Source organism: Desulfotignum balticum DSM 7044 (assembly GCF_000421285.1).
Lineage (GTDB): Bacteria > Desulfobacterota > Desulfobacteria > Desulfobacterales > Desulfobacteraceae > Desulfotignum > Desulfotignum balticum.
The window spans coordinates 1-13,818 of sequence record NZ_ATWO01000002.1; the positions used below are offsets into that span (position 1 = coordinate 1).

Below are 13,818 nucleotides of genomic sequence, written 5' to 3' on the forward strand. Positions count from 1 at the left end.
CTGCTTCCGAAAACGACCGAACTCGTTCATCAGTACATTGCAGAATACCGCAGCCGTCCCTCGCCTGTTTTTAAAAAGAGTTTGTTCATCAACCAAAGAGGATCTGCACTGACACGCCATGGTATCAACCGCATCTGCAAGCGGTGCCTTGAACAGGCTTTACCTTCCAAACGGCTGTCTCTCATGCATCCTGTTCATAGCTTCCGGCACTCATGCGCCGTCCGGATGGTATCGGAAGGCAAACCCCTGTCTGAAATCAAAAATCGTCTGGGACATGCCAATGTTCAATCTACAATGGTCTATCTGCAACTGGACCTGAATCAGAAGAGACAAATACAGGAAGATTTTATCCACTTCACACGGCAGCAACTTAAATCCGATCCCAAAATAGATGAACTGATCCAATGGGAAAACAAACAAAATGTCCTTGAATGGCTGGACAGCCTTTGAGAATACTCAAGGGTGGTCGAAGGCACCCTGAAGTAGGGGCAGGAGTCAATTGTTATGTTGCATATTTTTTTACAAAGTTGTAGTATCCTTGACAACTTGTTGTATTTAATGGGGATATTTATTTGCATGCCCAATATTGGAAAACGCCCGGTTATCAAAGCTCAGGGGCAACTCGCAACATAATTGCAAGATGGTTGAGGTTTATAATCTGGACTTCCAGGGGAGATTATGAAATATATTGTTGAGTGAATTTTTGCATCGTACGTTTGGTAGGTGGATTTTAAGTGGTTAACAGAATTCAACATCTCACACTGTTTTGTATTTATCAAATACATATCTAAAATTAGCATATTCACAAGGGGGTTTCTTTAGTTGATGACAGCATACAAAGGTTCTGATACCAAAACAGATCATTAATCGATTACTGAAACCCAGATGATCTAAAAATATTTGAGGAGATCATGATACAACGGAACCCGCCATGGTCAAAAGAAGAACTCATCCTGACGCTTGAACTTTATTCCAGGCTTGAAGGAATAATCCCGGATGTCAGGCATCCTCTGATCATTTCCCTGGCAGCGGAGCTGTCCGAACTCAGTGCCCTCGATGATAAATCCGAAGGCCACCCCGGCCGGAGCAGGGCAGCGGTAATATTTAAACTAAGCAATTTCCGGGCAATTGATCCGGATGCAAAGGCTGCCGGTAAAAAAGGTCTGATCAGAGGAGGCAGTACCGATCAGAAAGTCTGGGACAAATTCGCAGGGAAACCCAAAGCCCTGAGATCCGCAGCGGACAAGATCAGACAAAAAATCAAATCAGGTCATGGGGAACTGGAACCTCTCAAAGCAAACCTTCATATCCTCAGGTTGCTGGGTGATGAACTAATCGGCAGTGAGCGCCTGGCCATTTTTGAACTTGTCAAAAATGCCTACGACGCCGATGCGGAATCAGTAACCGTACGACTTGATATAGACGATGAGAACGCATCAGTTAACATAACCGATAACGGATGCGGTATGTCTCTTGAGCAGATCCGGGACGGATGGCTGAATATCGGCGGCCCGTCCAAAAGAACCGATAAAATGTTCCGGACCCCGAAATTCAACAGAATGCCCCTGGGAGAAAAAGGGGTAGGAAGACTTGCGGCATTCAAAATCGGGAACAGACTTGAAATGATAACCAGGAAATCAGGCGGAACGGAATACAAGCTGATAATGGACCTGGAAACCCTGCTTTCCGGAAACAGCAAAGATCAAACAAGTTCAGTAGAAGACGTAAGGATACGGGTACAGCCGGTATCACCGCCAACCGTTTTTCCTGGGAAACATGACCATGGAACCAAAATCAGAATCACAAAACTAAGGCCGGATTCCGAATGGACTAGAGGAGAACTGAGAAAACTAAAAAGATTGATAGATAGCCTTTCAAGCCCTTTTGACAAAACAGGGGAATTCAGACCAGCCCTTGAAGTACCGGGCCATGGAAGCGAACTAACGAATCTTCCTGATATTGATCAGGTTATTGAACGGGCAATTTGGAAATTTCTTTTCACTCTTGAAGATGACGGTAGTTTCCACTGGCATTTCAGCTTTAATCCGCCACCTGTTTTTAGGGGACTGAATCCACGCGAATTGAAATCCGGTGGAAAAGACTACCCCGAACGCCTTGAAATAAAAGCCAGTAGTGATGAAGATGAGACCCTTATTCCGGGCCGCCCTCCAAGGGGCCGGCTTTTTTATAATTCAGAAGATCTCAAAGGAATCGGTAAAGTTGCCGGCCGTTTTTATGTTTACGATCTCAGACCTAATTTTCTTAAACATTTAGGCGGATCCGGGCAAATTAAAGGTATTCTGAAAAATCAGGGTGGGATGAGGGTGTACCGTGACGGTATAAGAGTCTTCAATTACGGAGAACCCGGCGATGATTGGCTGGACTTAAACATAAAAAGAGTAAATGATCCGGGAAAAACACTGGCAACCAACTCATTTATCGGGGCACTTCACCTTTCACTGGACAGCAGTCAGGATTTGAAGGAAAAGACCAACCGTGAAGGATTCGATGAAAACACAACCTATAAAAGATTCAGGGGAATGATACAGAGTATCGTCGCACATCTGAATCTTATAAGGCGGCCTGACAGGGAAGAGATGGATCGTATCCTGAAGGGAGATCCCATTAAAGAGGATGCACCTGTACGGTTCCAGAAAAATATCCAGGAAATCCTTGATATTGCCTCGGCAAATAAGGATCTTCATCAAAAAATTATTAAACCTGTAGAGAAAATCAAAAAAGAATATGAGACCCTGAGGGATGTTGTCGCATCGTCCGGGGCAGGCCTGAATCTCGCCATCGTATTCCATGAAGTTGAAAGGGAGGTAAGAGCCCTTGCAAAAGGTCTCAGAAAAGGAGAGGAAATAAGCGAACTGAACAGCAGGGCAGAAAACCTGATTACAATACTGGACGGTTTCGGAACCCTCCTTAAAAGTGCCTCAAAAAAAACCATACCTGTGAGCAAACTTGTGGAACGTGCTGTCCAGCTTAATCAGGGGCGCTTCAGTGCCCATAAGATTATTTTCAGTTGCCCGCTCCTTAATGGCGAAGAAAAAGACTTCAATATATCTGGGGCATTTAATTTTTACCTTCAGGTGGTGATGAACATGATAGATAACGCTATTTACTGGGTCAGGAAGAGAGCTGAGGCTGAAGGTAAAAAATTCAAACGGGCCATCCAGATTCGTACCCTGCATGACTGGGCGGCAGAAGGACCGTGTCTGGCTATTCTTGATAACGGACCCGGTTTTTCAATTACACCGGAACAGGCGATGAGTCCCTATGCGAGTACACGACCGGGAGGCATGGGCCTTGGCCTATATTTTGCCAGAACTGCAATGGATTCAAACGGAGGAGAACTACTGATCCCTCCGGATATAGACGACTTAGACATTGATACCGGGCTTGATGGCGCAGCAGTGGTAATGAGATTCAGGAGGGTTAAATGATGGATAAACAGGAAGAAATATCTTTTCTGCCGTGCCCCAAGATAATTGCCGTGGATAATAAAAAAGAGCATCTTGAACTTATTATCAAGGCTCTGTTAAAAGTGGGGCTACCTGCGCTTCCTTTGATATATAGCATAGCAGATGGAATAAGCCCCCCAGAAATTTTTGAACCCGGCAGAGCACGCATATTGTTTCTCGATCTGAACCTGGGAGAGATAGAAAATTTGAGTAGCACAAGCCAGGTGGCCTCTTTATTAGAAGAAATCCTGGTGAAGCTGTCACCGTCTGGTCCTTTCATCATTGTGTTCTGGACACAGCATCCGAAAGAAGTTGAGCCGGTAATCTCCCATATTGCGAAATATGCCGAACAAAGAAAAACCCCTTTACCGATAGAATATTTTGTTATTGAGAAAGCCCTTTTTATAGATAAACAAACGCCCTCCGCGGAGCTGTTAAAAGCAATCTCAACACTTCTTCACAAGAATAAACTATTTCTTTCATTGCTCGCGTGGGAATATGAAATTGAAAAGGCTTGTGCAAAAACCCTTCAGACAATCACCGGTCTGATTAAAAAACCGCAAACAAAAGGCACCTGCCTCGATCAGAAGGACCTTATCGATATACTCAGAGCTTTGGGGAAAGGCGCATTCGGACAAAAAAATACTCAGGATAATCCGGGCAGGGCTATAACTAAAGGCCTGTCACCGCTTCTTTTGGACCACATAGATGGCATACCGATCAACCGGAAATATTTGGATTTATGGAAAGAGAGTATTCAAGGGGGATGGAAAAGGGGACTGCCCAAAACCGTCTCTCCTGCTGCTCTGAATTCAAAATGTATAGTTGACCTGAATAATCACTCCCTTGATATGCGGGGTGTATGGTACCAGTTCAATGAGCAGGCTATCCGCAAAAGAGCTTTTTGGAAAAAATATTTCGGACTTGATAGAAAAGGCATTCTGGAGGAATTCATAAACCCTTCTGCCATTGACAATGAAAAGGCTGTGAGGGACTCTGTAAAACCCGGTCTTCTGGAATGCACCGCTGCCTGCGATTTTATGAACGGAAAGGTTCCTCTCAAAAGATTTGTTCTTTGTGCCATGGTTCCTTCTGATAAAAGCGAATATTTCATCTGGCCTAACAGAAAATTCAGACATGACGCAATTTACGAGGCAAAAAGTATACTTTTTGATGATGGTAAAGAGTACTATCTGTTTATTGATTTTAAATTTTCAGTATCCTTACCATCCAACAATGAACTTCTTTCGGAAGAGTTCACAACAAGGATTCTCAGAGTCAGAAACGGACTACTGACCGATATAATAGCCAGGTTTGCAAGTCATACAACGAGACCCGGTTATTTCTCCATGTAATAAGGAACTGATCAGGGAGTCTTCAGACAAAGCATTTTTTTGATTTTATTGGCGATTTTTTCTGCCATCAGAGGTGGCACAGCATTGCCGATCTGTTGGAAGGCCGGCCCCAAGAACTCCCCCTCGAGAACACCCTCAAAAAAGTAATTGTCCGGAAAAGACTGTATCCTGGCAGCTTCACGCACAGAAATCGAACGTAACTGTCTGATATCCGGATGGATGTAATGATGGCCGTCTTTTGCGATATGTGCAATCATTGTATGAGGTTCGGGTCCGACAACTTTGAATCTGTCCAGAAAATCAGTTACGTTTTTCTGGGTGCGCATTTCATCAGGGATTCCGTCATTCCGGATCAGGATTCCTTGCTCAAACTGCTCTATTGCGAATCTATATATTACCAGATCCCTCTGATTATGCGATCTGGTAATATGCTGGGTGACAAAACCGGAATCGTCCCGGATACCATACCGGCGCAAGTACTCGTTTGAGCCGTTATAATATTTAATAAACCGTCTTTTTTCATTAATCCCGACAGGGGGGAGGTCAGAAAATATATCATCCCGGCAGAATTTTTTCTCTGACACAGGGAAATCGGGATAGTTGAAATCAATGGACTTCTTCCACCCCACTATGATGACCCGTACCCTTCTCTGAATGACACTGTAGTCAAATGCATTATGGATACCTGCTTCAAGACAGTAACCAAGCCTTCTGAAATACATTTTGAGGTTTTTGAAATAAGTTCCTCCGGCAACGGAAAGGAGCCCCGGAACATTTTCAAATACAAAAATGTCCGGCTGATATTTTTTCAGGAATCTTCCGTACTGGATATAAAGCTTTGTACGCGGGTCATCTTTCTTATGCTTAAGCGGCGCCCTTCCGACTTTGGAATATGCCTGACAGGGAGGGCCGCCGATTATCAGATCAATCTTCCGGCCTTCCGCCAGCCTGTCAATTGATTCAAAAATCCGATCATTGTCTTTCCCAATTTCCGCATTGATGACGCTGTCGAAAATTTTCTCTGGGATATATGAATACAGTTCCTTTCGGTTTATCTTTCCCTTGAGGTAATCTCTGTAGATTTCAATCTGTTGTGCTGCACTAAGATAATGATAAGCAGCGCGGGTTCTGAGAGTAAAACAGGCCGCTTTGTTGATTTCGATATGGGCAACGGGGTTAAAACCATGACGTAGAAAGCCTTCAGAGAAACCGCCTGACCCTGCAAAGACATCAATGTAATTCAGCTCATTCACCGTTTTTTATTAAACTTTCAGCTATAGATTTCAGAGTTTCATTTTTTTTATCAGGTTTGAGCTGACATTCCCAGATAATAATCGGGGTCCAGCCCATTTTTTTCAGTATTCCAATATTTCTTTCGTCGCGTTTCTTATTCTCCCCGATTTTATCAGTCCACCATTCGGTATTCGTCTTCGGCGGACTGTAGTAACGGCAGTTTTCATGTCCGTGCCAGTAGCAGCCATGGACAAAAATCACTTTTCTGAATTTCGGGAAAACAAGGTCGGGTTTTCCTGGAAGTTTTTTGTCATGAAGTCGATACCTGAAACCCTTTGAAAAAAGAAATCGCCTGACAATCATTTCAGGTTTAGTGTCTTCGGATCTGATCCGGCTCATATTGTAACTGCGTATTTTTTTTGAATGAACGTCTGTCATGTCCATGAACAACCGTATTAGTTTTTAAGGTATTAGGATAGAAAATCCTTTTTTGTCAAGTAAAGTATAAAAATTATCAGAGTCCTTAAAATATAATCCCTGTCAGGGATGACTTTGCAAAAAAGATCAAGCATGGGTTTTATTGCATAACTCGTTGCTGTAGTGTGTAATTTGTCTATTATCTAATGTCAAAACCCATCCCTCAAAGGTGTTGACTTCTTTTGGCATTAATCTGTGTTTTGGATGGTCTACACCCTATAAAATTAAATATCGCACTTAAATGATAATTATCCCATGGATAACAATTTCCAGGGTCATTTATTTTGGGATACCATTAGAATTCAAAACCTGATAAGGTCATTTTTTCAAACAGATAAAGACAGTCGGCAACAATGAGGCAGGGGAAAAACATGTGCTATCAGTTCATCCATCAAGATATAAAATTTTGATCACCCGAATTCCGGCGGCAATCCTTTTATTATTTGCGATTGTCTTTATTGAAGTCGGAACCTCTGATGCTTCAGAAAAAATCGTCCTGCAGCTTGCCTGGAAACACCAGTTCCAGTTTGCCGGATATTATGCCGCCCTGCACAAGGGCTATTACAGGCAGGCAGGCTTAGACGTAACCATTGTCGAGGGTGGAAACGGAAAATTTGCACGGGAGGAAGTTCTCAGCGGCCGGGCTCAATACGGGGTTGCATGCGTTTTTAGATGCCTCGCTGCTTGGGTGGGAATATGCCATGACCCATACCCAGGAAATAATCGACCTGCTTATCGAAGCATATGGCGTGAAAAAACAGACAGACCATTTGTCTTACGAGGCTGAAGCCATACGAAAGATGATACGTCCCGAGCTGGTGCAAATCGGGCATATGAATCCAGGCAGATGGCGGCATATCGCAGGGGTTTATCAGAAACTGGGAATTTTGGATGCCGACGTTTCCCTGGAAGGTTTTTTATATGATCCTGGATCACAAAATCACTTTCCCTGGCTGAACCGGACTTTCTTTGCCGCCATATTTGTCATTGTGCTGCTGGCCATCGGCACAGGGTTTCTGTTTGTTTTCAACAGAAAGCTGAGATGGGAGATTCATGAGCGCAAACAGGCTGAAGAAGAGATTATCAGGCGCGAATTGACGTTGAATAAAATATTTGACGTGCTGCCAATTGGATTGTGGTTTACCGACAAAAACGGCAGGTTGCTCAGGGGCAATGCCGCTGGTGTGGCCCATGATTTCAACAACATGCTGGAGGTGATTCTGGGGCATACTGAACTGGCACTGTTGAAGATGGATGGAAATAACGATCTGCTTTCCGACCTGAAAGAAATTCAAACCGCAGCAACGCGTTCGGCGGATATCACCAAGCAGCTGCTGGCTTTTGCCAGAAAACAGGTCATCGCGCCAAGACTGCTGGATTTGAACGATACAGTAGAAAGCATGCTGAACATGCTGCGCCGGCTCATCGGGGAAGATATTGACCTGGTCTGGCAGCCGGCTGCCCATCTGTGGCCCGTGAAAATGGATCCATCCCAGATCGACCAGATCCTTGCCAATCTCTGTGTGAATGCCAGAGATGCCATTCCCGGTTGTAATTTGGCTCAACCGGAAGACGATGTTTTTGCGCCACAATGCCATAACAGCGGTCTATTAGCAGGAACGACCCAGCTGGCCGCATCCGGCAGACACGGACCTGCCCTTGCTCCAGCGGCGGATCACAAATATGCCCTGTTTCACCAGGTGCTGGGAAAATTGGTTCATCTGTTCATCGGAAGGACTTTCAAATCCCAATCCCGGCACAGGATTGCAGGGGATCAGGTTGAGACGGACCGGGAGAGGATGGATGAATGCCGCGAGCTGTTCCGCGTGAGCCGGGGAGTCATTCACCCCTTTGATGAGAATGTATTCAAACAAAAATGTGCCTTTATGGGGCAGGGGAAACCGTGACAGAGCGGTTTTGAGGGTTTCCAGGGGCCAGGCCCGGTTCACCGGCATCAGCCGGGATCTTGTCTCGTTGTCCGGGGCATTGATGGAAACAGCCAGGCGGATGCCCGGCAGGTTCTGTTTGGCCAGTTTTTCAATGCCCGGCACCAGGCCGGCCGTGGAAAGGGTCATGTGCCGCAACGCGATGTCAAACCCCTGCTGTTCATTCATGATCTGAACGGCGGCCATGACGAATTTAAAATTGTCCAGCGGTTCTCCCATGCCCATAAACACCATATTTTTCACCGGTTTTTTCAGTGTGTGCCGGGCATTGTAAAGCTGGCCCGTGATTTCGTGCACATCCAGGTGCCGTTTCAGGCCCATGCGCCCGGTTTCACAGAAGGTGCATCCCATGCGGCATCCCACCTGGGTAGACACACACAGGGTGTTGTACCGGTTCATGGGAACGATGACCGATTCGATCTCCAGACCGTCGGACAGCCGGGTGATAAATTTGGTCAGATCCCCTTCTTCAAAGATATCCACCACTTTTCCCGGAGCCAGCACCAGGGCCTGTTCAAGGGATCGGGCCAGGGCACCCGATGCGGCAAACTCCGGCGCCTTGAACGGCACAGTGTTGCCGTGTTTAAATATTTCTCTGTACAGGGCCCGGGCATGAAACCGGCCTTTGCCATAATCGGTTTCAAAGATGCGGACCAGCTGATTCAGGGTCAATGCCAGTATATTCATCAAAAATGCATATTTTTTGGGTTTTGGGTTTTGGGTTTTGGGTTTTGGGAAATCTATCCCAGCGGACACCGCCTGTCAACCTGAACATGTTTCATCCGGATCCCGGGTATTCTGCACAGCGGAGTCCCCGGAGGGGTGGCTTGCTGACGGACTGTCGGAGCCACTCCGTGGATTCCAGGCCGGCAGTGAGCCACCCCTCCGGGGACGGCACTCTGCCGAACACGTCACTTTTCTGGCGCACAGACCTTCCCTGGAAAACCGGTTGACCCCGGCCGGACACTGTCGTATTACAGCAGATATGAAATCAATTTTCCAATGGTCAAAAAATCTCAACATCCGGACCAAGCTGCTGGGAGGCCACACTTTGGTGATCGTTCTGGCCGTGCTGGCGGGCGGCGGCTTCATCCTCTCACGGGTCCAGACCACCATTGAAACCCATATTGAAAGCGAACTCACCAATGCCACGGCCGGGATCCGCCATATGGTACGCACGGCGGCTGCCACCTCCATCAAAAATCATTTGCGGGCCGTGGCGGAAAAAAACCTGGAAATCATCCAGGCAGTGTATCAGGAGTTTGAACAGGGAAAAATCACGGAACATGAGGCCAAAGATCTGTGCCGGAAAATCCTGTTCAGCCAGACCATCGGCAGGACCGGCTATATTTTCTGTGCCAACACCCAAGGCATTGCAGCAGAACACCCCAATCCCGGGGTGACCGGCAAGCGCTTCATGGACCGGTCGTTTGTCCGGGACCTGTGTGAAAAAAAGAGCGGAAAGGCTGTATATTCCTGGAAAAATCCCGGCGAAGCCGAGGCCCGGGAAAAACTGGTGATCTTCAACTATATCCCGGAATATGACTGGATTGTGGCATCGGCCAGCTACCTGGACGAGATCTATGCCCCTTTGAACACGGTCTCATCCATTGTCATGGGAATTGTGGCCCTTATTTTTCTTTTGATAACAGGATCTTACCTGTGGGTGAACCGGTCGGTGATCACGCCTTTGCAGTCGTTGATGAAACGGTTTGACCAGGGCGCGGCCGGTGATTTTTCCGTGCGAATGCCCGTGACCACCACGGATGAAATCGGGCAGCTGGCCGGATATTTCAACCGGTTCATGGACAAGCTGGATGTATCCCGCCGGAAGCTGGAGTCGGAAATCCGTATGCGGAAAAAAAACGAGCAGGCCCTGCGCCTGTCCGACGAAATGTTTTCCAAAGCGTTTCGAAGCAACCCGGCCGGCATGTTCATTGCCGTGCTGTCCGACAGCCGGATCATCAACGCCAATGACAGTTTCCTGAACATCACGGGCTACAATTTGATGGATCTTCTGGGCAGAGAAATTCTCACCCTTGATTTTTTCACCCCCCGTCAGGAAGGGCGGTGGCTGTTCACGGAAATCAGGGAGCGCCGGCCTGTGAAAAACAAAGAGATCGTTTTTTGGAACCGTGCCAAAGAACGCCGCCAGGGGATCATTTCCGCCGAGCGGGTGATGGTCTGGGGAGAAGCCTGTCTTCTGGCAGCCATGGAAGATATAACAGACGCCCGGCGCCTGGAACAGGAAATTTTAAAAATCGGTCTCCGGGAACGTCAGAACATTGCCATATCCCTGCATGATGATTTGTGCCCCCAGCTCATTGGTATCGAGGTCATGGTCAAGATGCTGCATCAGCATCTTGACAACGCCCCGGCCCGAAATACTCTGGCCGGGGAAATCGGGCGGACAAAAAAAATCAGAGCCGTTGTTCAGGATGCTATTCACAAAACCCGGACCCTGTCCCGGGGCCTTGAGCCGGTCAACCTGGCGGACCGGGGATTTGATGTGTCTCTGGCATCCCTTGCCGACTATGTCCGGGAGGTGTTTTCCATTGCCTGCTTCCTGGACTGGCAACTGGATCAACCCCCTTTTACCGATGATACCGAAGCCACTCATGCCTATTACATTGTTCACGAAGCCGTGCACAATGCAGCCAAACATGCCCAGGCCACCCGGATCGACATGGTTCTGACCCGTGATTCAGAAAACATCCGCATGGAAATCTTTGACAACGGCAACGGATTTGATTTTTCAACCAAAACCCGGGGTATGGGGATCCGGATCATGACCTGGCGGGCTGCCCGCATCCGTGCCACCCTGGCCTTTGAACCCATGTCACCCGGCGGTACCCGGGTGACCCTGAAGATTGCCCGACATCCTTTTGACAGGAACGCCTGACCATGAAAAAAATTGCCATTCTCATTGTTGAAGATCACCCCATTTTCCGGATGGGGATCAAGGACATGATCGATCATGAGCCGGATATGCAGGTCTGCGGTGAAGCCGAAGATGTGGACACCGCCATCGACCAGATCCAGTCCCTGAAGCCGGATCTGGTCATCGTGGATCTGTCTTTAAAGAACAGCACGGGCGTGGATCTGATCAAAGAGATCCATGACCGATTTCCATCCTGTGCCGCCCTGGTCCTGTCCATGCACGATGAATCCCTGCATGCGGAACGCTGCCTTCAGGCCGGTGCCAAAGGGTACATCATGAAACAGGAAGCTTCGGAATCCGTGGTGGAAGCCATCCGCAACATCATGGCCGGACACATTCACGTCAGCCGGAAAATCATGAATCATCTTTTGACCATCTACCAGAACCAGCCGGCCACGGCCCATGAATCCCCTTTGAAACGGATTTCAGACAGGGAACTTCAGATCTTCAGGCTTATCGGCCTAGGACTTTCCTCCAAGCAGATCGCCGTGCAGCTGAACCTCAGCATCAAAACCGTGGGCACCTACCAGGAACGCATCAAGGAAAAACTGAATCTGAAAACCGCCCGGGAGCTGCTCCGGCATGCCGTGATCTGGGTGGAAACCGGGCACATGGACCCTTTTGACCGCCTGTAGGCATTTCCCCTACACCCTTTTGGGTATCCCCCCTATTTTATTTCCTTGAAAACCGGTCTATGAATACAATCCATCGGTTTGTTCATTAAAACATCACATACCAAGGAGGCTTCATGAAAACCAGACTGATCACTCCCACACCCAGTGCCCATGCCTATCCATTGCTTATCAAGAACCTGCTGGACACGCCGTTGATCTATTCCCCGGACCAGGAGATCGTTTACCGGGACCAGCACCGGTATACCTATAAAACCTTCAGCCGGCGGGTCAAACAGCTGGCTGCCATGCTGGAAAACTCAGGCGTTCGCCCCGGAGACACCGTGGCCGTCATGGACTGGGATTCCCACCGGTACCTGGAATGTTTTTTTGCCGTGCCCATGATGGGGGCCGTACTGCACACCATCAACATCCGGCTGACCCCGGAACAGCTGATTTACACCATCAACCATGCCGAAGATGACGTGATCCTGGTGAACACGGAATTTGTGCCGCTTCTGGCATCCGTGAAAGACCGGTTCGACACTGTCAAAAAAGTGGTGGTGCTGTCCGATACCGGAGAAATCCCGGAATCGGATCTTGACTTTGCCGGAGAATACGAAGCCCTTATGGCAGACACGGCCCCTGCCTATGAATTTGCCGAGTTTGATGAAAACACCATGGCCACCACGTTTTACACCACCGGCACCACCGGGTTGCCCAAGGGGGTATTTTTCAGCCACCGCCAGATCTTGCTGCACACCTATGCCACCCTGTCCGTGCTGTGCGGCTATGCCCACCAGGCCAACATCACCTCCAACGACGTGTACATGCCCATGACCCCCATGTTCCATGTCCATGCCTGGGGCATGCCGTATCTGATGACGCTGTTAGGGGCCAAACAGGTGTATCCCGGCCGGTATGAACCGGAAATGCTGCTCAAGCTGATTCTCACGGAAAACGTCACCTATTCCCACTGCGTGCCCACCATCATGAACATGCTGGTCACAAGCCCTGCCATCAACCAGGTGGATCTGACAGGGTGGAAGGTGATCATCGGCGGATCAGCCCTGTCCAGGGGATTGTGCGCCCAGGCGTTGAAACACGGTATCAACCTGTATACGGGGTACGGCATGTCCGAAACCTGTCCCGTGCTGAGCCTGGCCATGATCAAGCCCCATCTCATGGAAACGGATCAGGATGAACAGGTGGCCATCCGGTGCATGACGGGCCTGCCGATTCCCCATGTCCAGATGAAAATCGTGGACATGAAGGGCAATGCACTGCCCCATGACGGCAAAACCGCGGGCGAGGTGGTGGTCAGGGCGCCCTGGCTGACCCAGGGATACATCAAATCCGAAGAAAAAAGCGAAGAACTGTGGGCGGATGGCTGGCTTCACACAGGCGACATTGGTGTCATCGATGCCCAAGGGTATCTTAGAATCACAGACCGGCTCAAGGATGTGATCAAAACCGGCGGGGAATGGATCTCCTCCCTGGAACTGGAAGATATCATCAGCCGGCATGACGCGGTCAGTGAAGTGGCCGTGGTGGGGGTTGCCGATGACAAATGGGGGGAACGGCCGCTTGCCATGGTGGTGATCAAGGACGCGTTCCGTGGCAAAGTCAGTGAAAAAGATATCCAGGACCACTGCATGGGGTTTGTGGAAAAAGGGCAGATCCCCAAGTACGGGGTTCCGACCCGGATCATTCTGGATGCGGACATCCCCAAGACCTCCGTGGGAAAAATCAGCAAAAAAGATATCCGGTCCCAGTACCAATGATCCC

At 48.4% G+C, this 13,818-nt stretch carries 11 protein-coding genes; 7 read left to right on the forward strand and 4 right to left on the reverse strand.

Features of this window, described 5'->3' with window-relative positions; genetic code table 11:
* The 3 genes from K365_RS0124005 to K365_RS0124020 all read left to right on the forward strand — a co-directional run.
* A partial coding sequence (locus tag K365_RS0124005; protein WP_024336662.1) for a tyrosine-type recombinase/integrase occupies positions 1–450 on the forward strand: 450 nt, incomplete at its 5' end.
* A 461-nt stretch (positions 451–911) separates the two neighbouring features.
* A complete protein-coding gene (locus tag K365_RS0124015) occupies positions 912–3,449 on the forward strand; it encodes an ATP-binding protein (RefSeq protein ID WP_024336663.1) in 2,538 nt (845 codons plus the stop codon).
* Complete coding sequence (locus K365_RS0124020; protein ID WP_024336664.1) at positions 3,446–4,822, forward strand: hypothetical protein; 1,377 nt, start codon at positions 3,446–3,448, stop codon at positions 4,820–4,822. Before K365_RS0124015 ends, K365_RS0124020 begins: the two co-directional genes overlap by 4 nt.
* An 11-nt stretch (positions 4,823–4,833) precedes the next feature.
* On the opposite strand, the gene K365_RS0124025 is transcribed toward K365_RS0124020, so the two are convergent.
* Positions 4,834–6,075 carry a DNA cytosine methyltransferase gene (locus K365_RS0124025; RefSeq protein ID WP_029725773.1) on the reverse strand — a complete coding sequence of 414 codons (1,242 nt, stop codon included), beginning with the start codon at positions 6,073–6,075 and terminating at the stop codon, positions 4,834–4,836.
* Positions 6,068–6,493: a very short patch repair endonuclease gene (locus K365_RS0124030; RefSeq protein WP_024336666.1), complete on the reverse strand. Its 426-nt coding sequence runs from the start codon at positions 6,491–6,493 to the stop codon at positions 6,068–6,070. The genes K365_RS0124025 and K365_RS0124030 overlap by 8 nt, the downstream gene beginning before the upstream one ends.
* Positions 6,494–6,938: 445 nt before the next feature.
* Between K365_RS0124030 and K365_RS0124035 the strand changes: the two genes are divergently transcribed.
* On the forward strand, positions 6,939–7,319 hold the full coding sequence (locus K365_RS0124035) for an ABC transporter substrate-binding protein (protein ID WP_169432998.1): 381 nt from the start codon (positions 6,939–6,941) through the stop codon (positions 7,317–7,319).
* 145 nt (positions 7,320–7,464) lie between these two features.
* Here K365_RS0124035 and K365_RS28170 read toward each other — a convergent pair whose 3' ends face one another.
* Entirely contained in the window at positions 7,465–8,130 is a 666-nt protein-coding gene (locus tag K365_RS28170; protein WP_024336668.1) for a hypothetical protein, read from the reverse strand.
* A 12-nt stretch (positions 8,131–8,142) separates the two neighbouring features.
* Complete coding sequence (gene rlmN / locus K365_RS0124045; protein WP_024336669.1) at positions 8,143–9,165, reverse strand: dual-specificity RNA methyltransferase RlmN; 1,023 nt, start codon at positions 9,163–9,165, stop codon at positions 8,143–8,145.
* A gap of 298 nt (positions 9,166–9,463) precedes the next feature.
* Between rlmN and K365_RS0124050 the strand changes: the two genes are divergently transcribed.
* From K365_RS0124050 to K365_RS0124060, 3 genes are all read left to right on the forward strand, one after another.
* Positions 9,464–11,380 carry a cache domain-containing protein gene (locus K365_RS0124050; protein WP_024336670.1) on the forward strand — a complete coding sequence of 639 codons (1,917 nt, stop codon included), beginning with the start codon at positions 9,464–9,466 and terminating at the stop codon, positions 11,378–11,380.
* A gap of 2 nt (positions 11,381–11,382) precedes the next feature.
* Positions 11,383–12,054 carry a response regulator transcription factor gene (locus tag K365_RS0124055; protein ID WP_024336671.1) on the forward strand — a complete coding sequence of 224 codons (672 nt, stop codon included), beginning with the start codon at positions 11,383–11,385 and terminating at the stop codon, positions 12,052–12,054.
* A 113-nt stretch (positions 12,055–12,167) separates the two neighbouring features.
* Positions 12,168–13,814 (forward strand): fatty acid--CoA ligase, encoded by a 1,647-nt coding sequence (locus K365_RS0124060; RefSeq protein WP_024336672.1) that lies wholly within the window; start codon positions 12,168–12,170, stop codon positions 13,812–13,814.
* Positions 13,815–13,818: the final 4 nt, after the last annotated feature.